The 14792-nt window shown below is 52.3% G+C and carries 15 protein-coding genes; 14 read left to right on the plus strand and 1 reads right to left on the minus strand.

All coding sequences use genetic code 11. The features are described 5' to 3' along the window. Position 1: 1 nt before the first annotated feature. Complete coding sequence (asnA, locus tag PGR79_RS11895) at positions 2 to 994, minus strand: aspartate--ammonia ligase (protein ID WP_047044566.1); 993 nt, start codon at positions 992 to 994, stop codon at positions 2 to 4. A gap of 152 nt (positions 995 to 1146) precedes the next feature. Between asnA and asnC the strand changes: the two genes are divergently transcribed. The 14 genes from asnC to glmU all read left to right on the plus strand — a co-directional run bounded on the left by asnC (position 1147) and on the right by glmU (position 14732). After that, positions 1147 to 1605 carry a transcriptional regulator AsnC gene (gene asnC, locus PGR79_RS11900; protein WP_015368998.1) on the plus strand — a complete coding sequence of 153 codons (459 nt, stop codon included), beginning with the start codon at positions 1147 to 1149 and terminating at the stop codon, positions 1603 to 1605. Positions 1606 to 1703: 98 nt separating this feature from the next. Then, positions 1704 to 2144, plus strand: coding sequence for an FMN-binding protein MioC (gene mioC / locus PGR79_RS11905; protein ID WP_087858860.1), 441 nt, complete (start codon positions 1704 to 1706; stop codon positions 2142 to 2144). 383 nt (positions 2145 to 2527) lie between these two features. After that, positions 2528 to 4417, plus strand: a complete 1890-nt coding sequence (gene mnmG, locus PGR79_RS11910; RefSeq protein ID WP_430921739.1) for a tRNA uridine-5-carboxymethylaminomethyl(34) synthesis enzyme MnmG — start codon at positions 2528 to 2530, stop codon at positions 4415 to 4417. 112 nt (positions 4418 to 4529) lie between these two features. Continuing rightward, on the plus strand, positions 4530 to 5153 hold the full coding sequence (gene rsmG, locus PGR79_RS11915; protein ID WP_087858861.1) for a 16S rRNA (guanine(527)-N(7))-methyltransferase RsmG: 624 nt from the start codon (positions 4530 to 4532) through the stop codon (positions 5151 to 5153). 616 nt (positions 5154 to 5769) lie between these two features. Continuing rightward, entirely contained in the window at positions 5770 to 6150 is a 381-nt protein-coding gene (atpI, locus tag PGR79_RS11920) for a F0F1 ATP synthase subunit I (RefSeq protein WP_015703918.1), read from the plus strand. An 8-nt stretch (positions 6151 to 6158) separates the two neighbouring features. After that, entirely contained in the window at positions 6159 to 6974 is an 816-nt protein-coding gene (atpB, locus tag PGR79_RS11925) for a F0F1 ATP synthase subunit A (RefSeq protein WP_015369004.1), read from the plus strand. Between the two features lie 48 nt (positions 6975 to 7022). Continuing rightward, a complete protein-coding gene (gene atpE / locus PGR79_RS11930; RefSeq protein WP_000429386.1) occupies positions 7023 to 7262 on the plus strand; it encodes a F0F1 ATP synthase subunit C in 240 nt (79 codons plus the stop codon). A gap of 54 nt (positions 7263 to 7316) precedes the next feature. Continuing rightward, complete coding sequence (gene atpF / locus PGR79_RS11935) at positions 7317 to 7787, plus strand: F0F1 ATP synthase subunit B (RefSeq protein WP_004107293.1); 471 nt, start codon at positions 7317 to 7319, stop codon at positions 7785 to 7787. A gap of 14 nt (positions 7788 to 7801) precedes the next feature. Then, the gene (gene atpH / locus PGR79_RS11940; RefSeq protein ID WP_015369005.1) at positions 7802 to 8335 is read left to right on the plus strand and encodes a F0F1 ATP synthase subunit delta; all 534 of its coding nucleotides are present in this window, start codon (positions 7802 to 7804) and stop codon (positions 8333 to 8335) included. Positions 8336 to 8347: 12 nt separating this feature from the next. Further along, positions 8348 to 9889 carry a F0F1 ATP synthase subunit alpha gene (gene atpA, locus PGR79_RS11945; protein ID WP_015369006.1) on the plus strand — a complete coding sequence of 514 codons (1542 nt, stop codon included), beginning with the start codon at positions 8348 to 8350 and terminating at the stop codon, positions 9887 to 9889. Between the two features lie 50 nt (positions 9890 to 9939). Next, the gene (gene atpG, locus PGR79_RS11950) at positions 9940 to 10803 is read left to right on the plus strand and encodes a F0F1 ATP synthase subunit gamma (protein ID WP_015369007.1); all 864 of its coding nucleotides are present in this window, start codon (positions 9940 to 9942) and stop codon (positions 10801 to 10803) included. Between the two features lie 26 nt (positions 10804 to 10829). Continuing rightward, positions 10830 to 12212, plus strand: coding sequence for a F0F1 ATP synthase subunit beta (gene atpD / locus PGR79_RS11955; protein ID WP_015369008.1), 1383 nt, complete (start codon positions 10830 to 10832; stop codon positions 12210 to 12212). 20 nt (positions 12213 to 12232) lie between these two features. Continuing rightward, positions 12233 to 12652, plus strand: a complete 420-nt coding sequence (locus PGR79_RS11960) for a F0F1 ATP synthase subunit epsilon (protein WP_015703917.1) — start codon at positions 12233 to 12235, stop codon at positions 12650 to 12652. 709 nt (positions 12653 to 13361) lie between these two features. Continuing rightward, positions 13362 to 14732 (plus strand): bifunctional UDP-N-acetylglucosamine diphosphorylase/glucosamine-1-phosphate N-acetyltransferase GlmU, encoded by a 1371-nt coding sequence (gene glmU / locus PGR79_RS11965; protein ID WP_113374105.1) that lies wholly within the window; start codon positions 13362 to 13364, stop codon positions 14730 to 14732. Positions 14733 to 14792: the final 60 nt, after the last annotated feature.

Raw genomic sequence — 14792 nt, forward strand, 5'->3', positions numbered from 1 at the left:
TTTACAGCAGAGCGGCGACGCTTTCACGCACCTGCGCGGGCCATACGCCGCACTGTACCTGGCCGATATGGTCAAGCTGTAGCAACAGCATGGTTAAACGCGACTGGCCAATACCGCCGCCAATAGTCTGCGGCATTTCGCCGCGCAGCAGCGCCTGGTGCCATTCAAGTTGCAGACGGTCTTCATCGCCGGTCACCGCCAACTGGCGCTTCAGCGCCTCGGCGTCAACACGGATCCCCATAGAGGAAAGCTCAAAAGCATCTTCCAGCACCGGGTTCCACACCAGGATATCGCCGTTCAGGCCGGCAAAACCTTCCGCTGATGGCGAGCTCCAGTCATCATAATCCGGCGCGCGAACATCGTGGCGCTTGCCGTCAGACAGTTTACCGCCGATACCGATTAAGAAGACGGCGCCAAGCTCTTTAGCGATCGCTCGCTCGCGACCTTTGGCGTCCAGATCCGGATAACGGCTCAACAGTTCCTGACTGTGAATAAAGTGGATCTGTTCCGGCAGGAATGGCGTCAGACCAAATTCCTGACTTACCGCCAGCTCGGTGGCTTTGATCCCGGCATAGATCGCCTCAACCGTCGCTTTCAGCGTGCCGGTATGACGTTCGCCGTCGCCCATGACGCGTTCCCAGTCCCACTGGTCAACATAAACGGAGTGAATTGGGGTGAGGCGGTCTTCATCGGGGCGAAGGGCCTTCATGTGCGTGTACAGCCCTTCGCCCGCGCTGAAGTCGTGTTGTCCCAGGGTTTGACGCTTCCACTTCGCCAGTGAATGAACCACTTCGAATTGGGCGTCTGGCAGTGTTTTCACTTTTACCTGAACCGCTTTCTCGCAGCCGGATAAGTTGTCCTGCGTCCCATCACCGACGCGGCTTAAGATCGGCGCCTGCACTTCAATCAGGCCAAGCTTCTCTTCCAGCTGACGGGAAAAATGGGATTTAACGAAACTAATCTGGCGTTGTTTTGCGATGTATGCGGTTTTCATTTTTTATCACTCCTGCGTCCTGTTGATATTGATTAAGCAACAGAAATGGCACTGAATTCAATAATCAATCAATAAAAAGACGTCTTGAGTTTTGATTCTTTAAATTAATAGGCTAAAATAGTAAGAATCATCAAACATCATAAGAAAAAACAATGGAAAATTATCAGATCGACAATCTGGACCGCGGCATTCTTGATGCCTTAATGGCGAATGCGCGCACTGCCTACGCCGAACTGGCCAAACAGTTCGGCGTTAGCCCAGGTACGATTCACGTACGCGTAGAGAAAATGAAACAGGCGGGCATTATTACGGGGGCAAGAATCGACGTCAGCCCGAAACAGCTCGGTTATGACGTCGGCTGTTTCATCGGCATTATTCTTAAGAGCGCCAAAGACTATCCTTCCGCTCTCGCCCGGCTGGAGAGCCTGGAAGAGGTGACAGAGGCTTACTACACCACCGGCCACTACAGCATCTTTATTAAGGTAATGTGCAAATCCATCGATGCCCTACAACAGGTACTTATCAACAAGATCCAAACAATCGATGAAATTCAGTCCACTGAAACCCTGATCGTGCTGCAGAACCCGATCATGCGTACCATCAAGCCCTGATCGCTTTTTTTAATCCCACATTTTTCCACAGGTAGATCCCAGCTCGCTCACAGCGTACAATACGCCACTCAGAATAGTTGAGCGAGCGATCGGCGATCATGGCAGACATTACACTTATCAGCGGCAGCACCCTGGGCAGTGCGGAATATGTAGCAGAACATCTGGCGGAAAAGCTGGAAGAAGCGGGCTACAGCACTGATATCCAGCACGGTCCGCTGATTGACGATCTGCAGGCTGAAGGGATCTGGTTAGTTATCTCTTCTACCCACGGCGCCGGCGATATTCCGGACAACCTGGTCCCCTTCTATGAAGCATTGCTGGAGAAGCAGGCCGATCTTTCCGCCGTTCGCTTTGGCGCGGTGGGCATCGGTAGCCGCGAATATGACACTTTTTGCGGCGCAATCGACAAATTAGAAGCGGCATTGAAAGCCAGCGGGGCAAAACAGATCGGCGAAACGCTGAAAATTAATGTCCTCGAACACGAGATTCCTGAAGATCCGGCCGAGGTTTGGGTGGGATCCTGGAAAGATTTACTCTGAGTTTTGTAAAGATCCACACTTTCTTCTGTGGATAAACCTGCTCAAAAGCTTGGATCAACCGGTAGTTATCCAAAGAATAACCGAAGTATGCTTTTTGAGCTGTGCATAACCCTTCATTCTGATCCCAGCTTATACGGAACAGGATCACCGATCATTCACAGATTGTGATCCTTCTTAAGCGTTTGATCTTAAATTGCGGATCCGACTTATCCACAAAGAGAGTCGATCCTAATAAGAGATCACAATAGAACAGATCTCTAAATAAAAGATCTTCTTTTTAATACTCAGGATCCCGGAGTCTTTCTCGAAAGAGCAAAGTTGAGTAGAATCCACGGCCCGGGCTTCAATCCATTTTCAAACCGCGTTATGCGAGGCAGATCACCATGTTTTATCAGGATCCTTTTGACGTCATCATCATTGGCGGGGGTCATGCAGGCACTGAGGCCGCGATGGCAGCAGCGCGAATGGGCCAACAAACCCTGCTTTTGACACACAATATCGACACGCTGGGGCAGATGAGCTGCAACCCGGCGATTGGCGGCATTGGGAAGGGACACCTGGTAAAAGAAGTGGATGCGCTCGGTGGTCTGATGGCGAAAGCGATCGATCAGGCAGGCATTCAGTTTAGGATACTAAACGGCAGCAAAGGCCCAGCAGTCCGTGCGACCCGCGCCCAGGCCGACCGGGTGTTGTATCGCCAGGCGGTACGCACCGCGCTGGAGAACCAGCCGAACCTGATGATCTTCCAACAGGCGGTGGAAGATCTGATTGTCGAAAACGATCGCGTCGTTGGTGCGGTAACCCAAATGGGTCTCAAGTTCCGTGCTAAGTCGGTGGTATTGACCGTCGGCACCTTCCTGGACGGTAAAATTCACATCGGCCTGGACAACTACAGCGGCGGTCGTGCCGGCGATCCGCCGTCGATCCCGTTGTCTCGCCGTCTGCGTGAACTGCCGCTGCGCGTAAGCCGCCTGAAAACCGGTACTCCCCCGCGTATCGACGCGCGCACCATCGATTTTAGCGTGCTGGCGCAACAGCACGGCGATAACCCGATGCCGGTCTTCTCGTTTATGGGATCCGCGGATCAACATCCGCGCCAGGTACCGTGCTATATCACGCACACCAACGAGAAAACCCATGATGTGATCCGCAGCAATCTCGATCGCAGCCCCATGTACGCCGGGGTGATTGAAGGCATCGGCCCGCGTTACTGCCCGTCGATCGAAGACAAAGTCATGCGCTTTGCCGATCGCAATCAGCATCAGATCTTCCTTGAACCGGAAGGGCTGACTTCAAACGAAATTTATCCAAACGGTATCTCCACCAGCCTGCCGTTTGATGTGCAGATGCAAATCGTCCGCTCAATGCAGGGGATGGAAAACGCGAAGATCGTTCGTCCTGGCTACGCCATTGAGTACGATTTCTTTGACCCGCGCGACCTGAAGCCGACGCTGGAGAGCAAATACATTCAGGGTCTGTTCTTCGCCGGCCAGATCAACGGTACTACCGGGTATGAAGAAGCCGCCGCGCAGGGTCTGCTTGCCGGTCTTAATGCCGCCCGCTTCTCAGCGGAAAAAGAAAGCTGGGCGCCGCGTCGCGATCAGGCCTACCTTGGCGTGCTGGTGGACGATCTGTGCACACTTGGTACTAAAGAACCGTACCGCATGTTTACCTCCCGTGCGGAATATCGCCTGATGCTGCGTGAAGACAACGCCGATCTGCGCCTGACTGAACAGGGGCGTGAGCTGGGGCTGGTGGACGATGAGCGCTGGGCGCGTTTCAACGAGAAACTGGAAAGCATTGAGCGTGAACGCCAACGCCTGAAAACCAGCTGGGTTAACCCGCTGGCGGAAAGCGCAGCCGAAGTGAACGCTCACCTGACCGCGCCGCTATCGCGTGAAGCCAGCGGCGAAGATCTGCTGCGTCGTCCAGAAATGACCTACGAACAGCTGGTACAGCTTTCTCCGTTCGCACCGGGCCTGCAGGATCAGCAGGCGGCCGAGCAGGTTGAGATTCAGGTTAAGTACGAAGGCTATATCGCTCGTCAGCAGGACGAGATCGAAAAACAGCAGCGCAACGAGAATACTTTGCTGCCGGCAACGCTCGATTACCGTCAGGTATCCGGCCTGTCCAACGAGGTTATTGCCAAGCTGAACGACCATAAACCGTCATCGATCGGCCAGGCATCGCGTATTTCCGGAATTACTCCGGCGGCAATCTCTATTTTGCTGGTGTGGCTGAAAAAGCAGGGGATGCTGCGCCGCAGCGCCTGATAGCCGTCAGAGCGCGCAAATTTGGCGGATGCAAAATCAGCGATCGCCTTTATAATTCACAGCCCGGTAGCGTTAGCGCCTCCGGGCTCATTATTTTTAGAAGGTACTCACCGTGCTCAACAAACTTTCTCGTCTGCTGGACGAAGCGGGTATTTCGCTCACCGATCACCAGAAAAATCAGCTGGTGGCTTATGTCGGGCTGCTGGATAAGTGGAACAAAGCCTATAACCTGACCTCTGTTCGCGATCCTAACGAGATGCTGGTTCGCCATATCCTCGATAGCATTATCGTTGCGCCGTATCTACAGGGCTCACGTTTTATCGATGTGGGAACAGGTCCTGGCCTGCCGGGGATTCCGTTGGCTATCGTGCGCCCGGAATCTCATTTCACATTACTGGATAGTCTCGGCAAGCGTGTGCGCTTCCTGCGCCAGGTCCAGCATGAGCTAAAACTGGATAACATCGCGCCTGTGCAGAGCCGTGTGGAAGCGTTTCCCGCAGAGCCGCCGTTTGATGGCGTCATTAGCCGCGCTTTTGCCTCGCTGAACGACATGGTGAGCTGGTGCCACCACCTGCCGGCGGCTGATGGGCATTTCTACGCGTTGAAAGGGCAGGCGCAGGAAAGTGAAATGGCAGACCTGCCAGAAGGTTATCAGGTTTGCGACGTGATTAAACTCCATGTACCCCAGCTGGAAGGGGAGAGACATTTGGTGGTCATTAAGCCAAACGCCTTATAATTTTTATCAAAAAATGTGGAAAAAATGTGGCCTGCGCATGTTACAAAAATCAAAGTTACCTGCGGGTATTATCTGGCCACTTTTAACCTTGTTTTTACTATGGCTTTTCTAGCGTTTAACTTTAGCGTGGTGGTTTACTGGCAGAATAGTCAACTTTGAAAATATCAGGGTGCTAAAAATCGATGAACTGTCAGTTCATATTGATGTTAAATTTTTATTATAAATGTCAATAAAAGGTTTTTATTGTATGTGGGGTTGTTTTACAAAAAGACCTCACTTTTTATCTTGAATATCAAAAAGATGAAAACTTACTGATTCTGTACAGATTTAATTCGATTGCACCGAAAATGTTTATTATGTGATCTAATGCACGCTTTAATGGCCGCCTTTTCTCATTATTTGCACTTCTGGTTGATCCCTCACTGATTGACGAAATGCATGAAAAATTGCCGCTCAGAAAATAATTAAACATTTATTCACTATTTTGCTACTTAATGTTTGAAATCACGTGTTGTCACCGTATAATTTGTCCGCTTTTTGACGCTTGACTCTTGGTCTTAAAGAACGTTTTATACGACACGCGGCATACCTCGAAGGGAGCAGGAGTAAAAACGTGATGTCTATGTCGCTCGTGAGTCGAAACGTTGCTCGAAAGCTTCTGTTTATTCAGTTACTGGCAGTAATAGCAAGTGGACTGCTGTTCAGCCTCAAAGACCCCTTCTGGGGCATCTCCGCCATATGCGGAGGTTTGGCAGTCGTTTTGCCAAACGCGTTGTTTATGATTTTTGCCTGGCGCCATCAGGCGCATACACCAGCACAAGGCCGAGTGGCCTGGACCTTCGCCTTCGGTGAAGCATTCAAGGTGTTGCTGACCTTCGCCCTACTGGCGATGGCGCTGGCGGTTTTTGAAGTGGTATTTTTGCCGCTGATAGTGACGTGGGTTTTGGTGCTGGTGGTACAAATTCTGGCTCCAGCTGTAATTAACAACAAAGGGTAAAAGGCATCATGGCTTCAGAAAATATGACGCCGCAGGATTACATAGGACACCATCTGAACAACCTTCAGTTGGACCTACGTACATTCTCGCTGGTGGATCCGCACAACCCCCCAGCCACCTTCTGGACGCTCAATATTGACTCCATGTTTTTCTCGGTGGTTCTCGGTCTGCTGTTCCTTGCCATGTTCCGTAGCGTTGCTAAGAGAGCGACCAGCGGCGTACCAGGGAAATTCCAAACCTTCATCGAAATGATCATCGGCTTCGTCCATGGCAGCGTCAAAGACATGTACCATGGCAAGAGCAAGGTCATCGCGCCGCTGGCGCTTACCGTGTTCGTCTGGGTATTCCTGATGAACCTGATGGACCTGCTGCCAATCGACCTGATTCCTTATATCGGCGAACACATTTTCGGCCTGCCTGCACTGCGCGTGGTTCCGTCTGCTGACGTGAACATCACCCTGTCGATGGCGCTTGGCGTGTTCATCCTGATTATTTTCTACAGCATCAAAATGAAAGGCGTTGGTGGGTTCGTTAAAGAACTGACCATGCAGCCGTTCAATCACTGGGCGTTCATTCCTGTCAACTTAATCCTTGAAGGGGTAAGCCTGCTGTCCAAACCGGTTTCTCTCGGTCTGCGACTGTTCGGCAACATGTATGCCGGTGAGCTGATTTTCATTCTGATTGCTGGTCTGTTGCCGTGGTGGTCACAGTGGATTCTGAATGTGCCTTGGGCCATTTTCCACATCCTGATTATTACGCTGCAAGCCTTCATCTTCATGGTTCTGACGATTGTCTATCTGTCGATGGCATCCGAAGAGCATTGATTTTTACCAACACTACTACGTTTTAACTGAAACAAACTGGAGACTGTCATGGAAAACCTGAATATGGATCTGCTGTACATGGCTGCCGCTGTGATGATGGGTCTGGCGGCAATCGGTGCTGCGATCGGTATCGGCATCCTCGGGGGTAAATTCCTGGAAGGCGCAGCGCGTCAACCGGATCTGATTCCTCTGCTGCGTACTCAGTTCTTTATCGTTATGGGTCTGGTGGATGCTATCCCGATGATCGCTGTAGGTCTGGGTCTGTACGTGATGTTTGCTGTCGCGTAGTAAGTTGTTCGAAAGAAACCTAAGCCACAGAGTTAATTTAAGAGGTATTGTGCTGTGAACATGAACGCAACAATCCTCGGCCAGGCCATCGCGTTTGTTATCTTCGTATGGTTCTGCATGAAGTACGTATGGCCGCCGTTAATGGCTGCCATCGAAAAGCGCCAGAAAGAAATTTCTGACGGTTTAGCTTCTGCAGAACGCGCTAAGAAAGATTTGGACCTTGCACAGGCCAACGCGACCGACCAGCTGAAAAAAGCGAAAGCGGAAGCCCAGGTAATCATCGAGCAAGCGAACAAGCGTCGCTCTCAGATTCTGGACGAAGCTAAAGCTGAAGCAGAACAGGAACGCACCAAAATCGTCGCACAGGCGCAGGCTGAAATCGATGCCGAACGTAAACGTGCTCGCGAAGAACTGCGTAAGCAGGTTGCTATCCTGGCTGTTGCTGGCGCCGAGAAGATCATCGAACGTTCCGTGGATGAAGCTGCTAACAGCGACATCGTGGATAAACTTGTCGCTGAACTGTAAGGAGGGAGGGGCTGATGTCTGAATTTGTAACGGTAGCTCGCCCCTACGCCAAAGCAGCTTTTGACTTTGCCGTCGAACACAAAAGTGTTGAGCGCTGGCAGGATATGCTGGCGTTTGCCGCTGAAGTGACTAAAAACGAACAAATGGCAGAGCTTCTCTCCGGTGCCCTGGCGCCGGAAACGCTCTCAGATGCGTTTATCGCTATCTGCGGCGAGCAACTCGACGAAAATGGTCAGAACCTGATTCGGGTGATGGCTGAAAATGGTCGTTTGAAGGTGCTCCCGGATGTTCTTGAGCAGTTCATTCACCTGCGTGCGGCCAGCGAGGCCATCGCAGAGGTAGATGTTATTTCTGCCAACCAACTGAGTGAAGAACAGCTTGCGAAGATCTCCGGCGCGATGGAAAAGCGTCTGTCACGCAAAGTTAAGCTGAATTGCAAAATCGATAAGTCTGTTATGGCAGGAGTTATCATCCGTTCGGGTGATATGGTCATTGATGGTAGCGTACGCGGCCGTCTTGATCGCCTGGCAGACGTCTTGCAGTCTTAAGGGGACTGGAGCATGCAACTGAATTCCACCGAAATCAGCGAACTGATCAAGCAGCGCATTGCTCAGTTCAATGTTGTGAGTGAAGCTCACAACGAAGGTACTATTGTTTCTGTAAGTGACGGTGTTATCCGCATCCACGGCCTGGCCGATTGTATGCAGGGTGAAATGATCTCCCTGCCGGGTAACCGTTACGCTATCGCACTGAACCTGGAGCGCGACTCCGTTGGTGCGGTTGTGATGGGTCCGTATGCTGACCTCGCCGAAGGCATGAAGGTTAAGTGTACTGGCCGTATTCTGGAAGTTCCGGTCGGTCGTGGTCTGTTAGGCCGCGTGGTGAACACCCTGGGTGCGCCAATTGACGGTAAAGGTCCTGTTGAGCACGATGGTTTCTCGCCAATCGAAGTTATCGCTCCGGGCGTTATCGATCGTCAATCCGTAGACCAGCCGGTACAGACCGGTTACAAATCTGTTGATGCCATGATTCCAATCGGCCGTGGCCAGCGTGAGCTGATCATCGGTGACCGTCAGACCGGTAAAACCGCGATGGCAATCGATGCGATCATCAACCAGCGTGATTCCGGCATCAAATGCGTATACGTAGCTATCGGCCAGAAAGCGTCCACCATCTCTAACGTGGTGCGTAAACTGGAAGAGCACGGCGCGCTGTCCAACACTATCGTTGTTGTGGCTACCGCTTCTGAATCTGCTGCACTGCAATACCTGGCGCCGTATGCCGGTTGCGCAATGGGCGAATACTTCCGCGACCGCGGTGAAGATGCGCTGATCGTTTACGATGACCTGTCTAAACAGGCTGTTGCTTACCGTCAGGTTTCCCTGCTGCTCCGTCGTCCGCCAGGACGTGAAGCATTCCCGGGCGACGTGTTCTACCTCCACTCCCGTCTGCTGGAGCGCGCATCCCGCGTTAACGCGGAATACGTTGAGAAGTTCACCAATGGTGAAGTTAAAGGTAAAACCGGCTCCCTGACTGCGCTGCCGATTATCGAGACGCAAGCTGGTGACGTTTCCGCATTCGTTCCGACCAACGTAATTTCCATTACCGATGGTCAGATCTTCCTGGAAACCAACCTGTTCAACTCCGGTATTCGTCCGGCGGTTAACCCGGGTATCTCCGTATCCCGTGTTGGTGGTGCTGCTCAGACCAAGATCATCAAGAAACTGTCCGGTGGTATCCGTACCGCGCTGGCGCAGTATCGTGAACTGGCTGCGTTCTCTCAGTTCGCATCCGATCTGGACGAAGCGACTCGTAAGCAGCTGAGCCACGGTCAGAAAGTGACCGAACTGCTGAAACAGAAACAGTATGCACCTATGTCTGTAGCACAGCAGGGCCTGGTACTGTTCGCTGCTGAACGCGGTTACCTCGAAGATGTGGAACTGGCGAAAATCGGTAGTTTCGAAGCCGCTCTGCTGGCTTACGTTGACCGTGACCACGCTCCGCTGATGCAAGAGATTAACCAGACCGGTGGCTATAACGACGAGATCGAAGGCAAGCTGAAAGGCATCCTCGACTCCTTCAAAGCAACCCAGTCCTGGTAAAGTCTGGCGGCTTGCCTTAGGGCAGGCCGCAAGGCATTGAGGAGAAGCTCATGGCCGGCGCAAAAGAGATACGTAGTAAGATCGCAAGCGTCCAGAACACGCAAAAGATCACCAAAGCGATGGAGATGGTCGCCGCCTCCAAAATGCGTAAAACGCAGGATCGCATGGCGGCCAGCCGTCCATATGCAGATACTATGCGCAAAGTGATTGGTCACCTTGCGAACGGTAATCTGGAATATAAGCACCCGTACCTGGAAGAACGCGACGTTAAACGCGTGGGCTACCTGGTGGTGTCGACCGACCGTGGTCTGTGCGGTGGCTTGAACATTAACCTGTTCAAAAAACTGCTGGCGGATATGAAAGCATGGTCCGATAAAGGCGTTCAGTGCGACCTCGCAATGATCGGCTCTAAAGGCGTGTCTTTCTTTAACTCCGTGGGCGGCAATATTGTGGCCCAGGTGACCGGTATGGGTGATAACCCGTCCCTGTCCGAACTGATCGGCCCGGTAAAAGTGATGTTGCAGGCCTACGATGAAGGCCGTCTGGACAAGCTTTACGTTGTCAGCAACAAATTTATTAACACCATGTCTCAGGCTCCGACCATCACTCAACTGCTGCCGTTACCGGCTTCAGAAGATGATGATCTGAAACGTAAGTCCTGGGATTACCTGTATGAGCCAGATCCGAAAGCGCTGCTGGATACCCTCCTGCGTCGTTATGTGGAATCTCAGGTTTATCAGGGCGTGGTAGAAAACCTGGCCAGCGAGCAGGCCGCCCGTATGGTGGCGATGAAAGCCGCGACCGATAATGGCGGCAGCCTGATTAAAGAGCTGCAGTTGGTATACAACAAAGCTCGTCAGGCCAGCATTACTCAGGAACTCACCGAGATCGTCTCGGGGGCCGCCGCGGTTTAACCAGGTTATTTCGTAGAGGATTTAAGATGGCTACTGGAAAGATTGTCCAGGTAATCGGCGCCGTGGTCGACGTCGAGTTCCCTCAGGATGCCGTACCACGCGTGTACGATGCCCTTGAGGTACAGAATGGTAATGAGAGCCTGGTGCTGGAAGTTCAGCAGCAGCTCGGCGGTGGCGTAGTTCGTGCTATCGCCATGGGTTCTTCCGACGGTCTGCGTCGTGGTCTGGAAGTTAAAGACCTCGAGCACCCGATCGAAGTCCCGGTAGGTAAAGCGACTCTGGGCCGTATCATGAACGTCCTGGGTCAGCCGATCGACATGAAAGGCGATATCGGCGAAGAAGAACGTTGGGCTATCCACCGCGCGGCGCCTTCCTATGAAGAGCTGTCCAGCTCTCAGGAACTGCTGGAAACCGGTATCAAAGTTATCGACCTGATGTGTCCGTTCGCTAAGGGCGGTAAAGTTGGTCTGTTCGGTGGTGCGGGTGTAGGTAAAACCGTAAACATGATGGAGCTGATCCGTAACATCGCGATCGAGCACTCCGGTTACTCCGTGTTTGCGGGCGTAGGTGAGCGTACTCGTGAGGGTAACGACTTCTACCACGAAATGACCGACTCCAACGTTCTGGATAAAGTATCCCTGGTTTACGGCCAGATGAACGAGCCGCCGGGAAACCGTCTGCGCGTTGCGCTGACCGGTCTGACCATGGCTGAGAAATTCCGTGACGAAGGTCGTGACGTTCTGCTGTTCGTCGATAACATCTATCGTTACACCCTGGCCGGTACCGAAGTATCTGCACTGCTGGGCCGTATGCCTTCAGCGGTAGGTTATCAGCCGACTCTGGCGGAAGAGATGGGCGTTCTGCAGGAACGTATCACCTCCACCAAAACCGGTTCTATCACCTCCGTTCAGGCGGTATACGTTCCTGCGGATGACTTGACTGACCCGTCCCCAGCAACCACCTTTGCGCACCTTGACGCAACCGTGGTACTGAGCCGTCAGATCGCGTCTCTGGGTATCTACCCGGCCGTTGACCCGCTGGATTCCACCAGCCGTCAGCTGGATCCGCTGGTTGTTGGTCAGGAACACTACGACACCGCGCGTGGCGTACAGTCCCTGCTGCAGCGTTATCAGGAACTGAAAGACATCATCGCCATCCTGGGTATGGATGAACTGTCTGAAGAAGATAAACTGGTGGTAGCTCGCGCTCGTAAGATCCAGCGCTTCCTGTCCCAGCCGTTCTTCGTAGCAGAAGTATTTACCGGTTCCCCGGGCAAATACGTTTCGCTGAAAGACACCATCCGTGGCTTTAAAGGCATCATGGAAGGCGAATACGATCACCTGCCGGAGCAGGCGTTCTACATGGTCGGTTCCATCGAAGAAGCCGTGGAAAAAGCCAAAAAACTTTAACGCCTTAATCGGAGGGTGATATGGCAATGACTTACCACCTGGATGTCGTCAGCGCAGAGAAACAAATGTTCTCTGGCCTGGTCGAGAAAATCCAGGTAACGGGTAGCGAAGGTGAACTGGGTATTTTCCCGGGTCACGCCCCGCTGCTCACCGCCATTAAGCCTGGTATGATTCGCATCGTTAAACAGTTCGGTCACGAAGAGTTTATCTATCTGTCCGGCGGCATTCTTGAAGTGCAACCGGGCAACGTGATCGTTCTGGCCGATACGGCAATTCGCGGTCAGGACCTCGACGAAGCGCGAGCCCTGGAAGCGAAACGTAAAGCGGAAGAGCACATCAAGAGCTCTCACGGCGACGTGGATTACGCTCAGGCGTCCGCGGAACTGGCCAAAGCGATCGCTAAACTGCGCGTTATCGAATTGACCAAAAAAGCGATGTAACACCGGCTTGAAAGCTAAAAGCCAGTCTGGCAACAGACTGGCTTTTTTTATGGTTTACGTCAGCGGTAATATTGTGCAAATTTCACACTGGCGACTCGTAATTGTTATTGATTAGTTAAATGATGAGGCGTAGACTCTTTTTTGTGATGTTAGTCACAAAAAATACGTTATCAAATAGTACCTGCAATCTGGAAATCATCATGAAACTGTTTCATAAAATCATCGCCAAATTTAGCGCCCTGAGCTTCTAATCGCTGCGCTATCGCCCAGCTTTCACGTACTATCGCTCATCAAAACGACAACATATGCGATGTGAAACCGCTGAAAAAAGGTCACCTGAAGGTGGCCTTTTTGCTTTTTATTCATCTCATTAATTACTTTCCAGCCCAAACTCATTGACCTTTCCCGCCTGGGACAGGCTAAAATTCTGTCAGGTTAGAAACTTACGATTTATCAGCGACAACGGTAAAACACTGCTTTATTCAGGTGACAAAAAAACAGCAAAAGCAGTGAGATAGAAGACTATCTCCCTCACTATCATCGTTTTTCAGCGTTAAACTGATTTGCGATGGTGAAAAATAGCGCCCTAAAATGGTGTATAGCATTGAGCCTGGACGTTTTCTCCGCGTCTCGTTTCATGATGAAAAATATGTAGCAATTTCAACGTGAAAGGCTTTTACTTTTCGTTCTAACAGCTGTCAGGATGCGTATGTCAAACAGTGCGATGAGCGTGGTTATCCTTGCCGCAGGCAAAGGGACCCGCATGTATTCCGATCTTCCTAAGGTGCTGCATACTTTGGCCGGGAAGCCAATGGTTCAGCACGTCATTGATGCGGCTAAAGATTTAGGCGCTGCCGCGGTACACCTGGTGTACGGCCACGGCGGCGATCTGCTGCGTCAAACGCTGCATGAAGATAACCTCAACTGGGTGCTGCAAGCAGAGCAGCTCGGTACCGGCCATGCGATGCAGCAGGCGGCGCCGTTCTTCAATGATGATGAAGATATCTTGATGCTCTATGGCGATGTGCCGCTGATTTCGGTTGAAACGCTACAGCGCCTGCGCGCCGCAAAACCGCAGGGCGGTATTGGCCTGTTAACGGTGAAGCTGGATGATCCAACCGGTTATGGGCGCATCACGCGAGAAAATGGCCAGGTGACAGGTATCGTTGAGCATAAAGACGCCAGCGAAGCGCAGCGCCAGATTCAGGAGATCAATACCGGGATTCTGGTCGCTAACGGCGCGGACCTGAAACGCTGGTTGGCGAAGCTCACTAACAATAACGCCCAGGGCGAATACTACATCACCGATATTATCGCGATGGCCCATCAGGAAGGTCATGAGATCGTTGCGGTGCATCCTCAGCGTCTGAGCGAAGTTGAAGGGGTGAACAACCGCCTGCAACTCGCGCGTCTGGAGCGAGTATATCAGTCAGAGCAGGCGGAAAAGCTGCTGCTGGCGGGCGTGATGCTGCGCGACCCGGCGCGTTTCGATCTGCGCGGCGTGCTGAAACACGGGCGCGATGTCGAAATTGATACTAACGTTATTCTGCAAGGTCATGTCGTGCTGGGCGATCGCGTGAAGATCGGCGCCGGCTGCGTCATCAAAGACAGCGTCATCGGTGATGACTGCGAAATCAGCCCGTATAGCGTGGTTGAAGATGCGCAGTTGCAGGCCGACTGCACCATCGGCCCGTTTGCGCGTCTGCGTCCGGGGGCTGAGCTGCTGGAAGGCGCTCACGTCGGCAACTTTGTCGAAATGAAGAAAGCGCGTCTGGGCAAAGGTTCGAAGGCAGGTCATCTCTCCTACCTCGGCGATGCTGAAATTGGCGACAACGTTAATATCGGCGCGGGTACTATCACCTGTAACTATGATGGCGCAAATAAGCATAAAACGATCATCGGCGATGATGTGTTTGTCGGTTCTGATACGCAACTGGTCGCGCCGGTCAGCGTCGGTAATGGCGTGACGATTGCCGCGGGCACCACCGTCACGCGTAATATTGCTGACAACGAACTGGTGCTAAGTCGCGTGCCGCAGGTCCACAAACAGGGCTGGCAGCGTCCGGTGAAGAAAAAGTAGTGATTAGATTGTCGCCGGGTGAGAGATCGCCCGGCGAACCAGGATGAGAGGATCAATATA

This window comes from Klebsiella sp. 141161 (assembly GCF_050600815.1).
Taxonomy (GTDB): Bacteria; Pseudomonadota; Gammaproteobacteria; order Enterobacterales; family Enterobacteriaceae; genus Klebsiella; species Klebsiella aerogenes.

Excerpts from the sequence above, each read along its gene's own strand:
- atpA (WP_015369006.1), top strand. The coding sequence starts at position 8,348 with ATGCAACTGAATTCCACCGAAATCAGCGAACTGATCAAGCAGCGCATT.
- mioC (WP_087858860.1), top strand. The coding sequence starts at position 1,704 with ATGGCAGACATTACACTTATCAGCGGCAGCACCCTGGGCAGTGCGGAA.
- asnC (WP_015368998.1), top strand. The coding sequence starts at position 1,147 with ATGGAAAATTATCAGATCGACAATCTGGACCGCGGCATTCTTGATGCC.
- asnA (WP_047044566.1), bottom strand. The coding sequence starts at position 994 with ATGAAAACCGCATACATCGCAAAACAACGCCAGATTAGTTTCGTTAAA.
- atpH (WP_015369005.1), top strand. The coding sequence starts at position 7,802 with ATGTCTGAATTTGTAACGGTAGCTCGCCCCTACGCCAAAGCAGCTTTT.
- atpB (WP_015369004.1), top strand. The coding sequence starts at position 6,159 with ATGGCTTCAGAAAATATGACGCCGCAGGATTACATAGGACACCATCTG.
- atpE (WP_000429386.1), top strand. The coding sequence starts at position 7,023 with ATGGAAAACCTGAATATGGATCTGCTGTACATGGCTGCCGCTGTGATG.
- atpG (WP_015369007.1), top strand. The coding sequence starts at position 9,940 with ATGGCCGGCGCAAAAGAGATACGTAGTAAGATCGCAAGCGTCCAGAAC.
- atpI (WP_015703918.1), top strand. The coding sequence starts at position 5,770 with ATGTCTATGTCGCTCGTGAGTCGAAACGTTGCTCGAAAGCTTCTGTTT.
- mnmG (WP_430921739.1), top strand. The coding sequence starts at position 2,528 with ATGTTTTATCAGGATCCTTTTGACGTCATCATCATTGGCGGGGGTCAT.
- PGR79_RS11960 (WP_015703917.1), top strand. The coding sequence starts at position 12,233 with ATGGCAATGACTTACCACCTGGATGTCGTCAGCGCAGAGAAACAAATG.
- glmU (WP_113374105.1), top strand. The coding sequence starts at position 13,362 with ATGTCAAACAGTGCGATGAGCGTGGTTATCCTTGCCGCAGGCAAAGGG.
- atpD (WP_015369008.1), top strand. The coding sequence starts at position 10,830 with ATGGCTACTGGAAAGATTGTCCAGGTAATCGGCGCCGTGGTCGACGTC.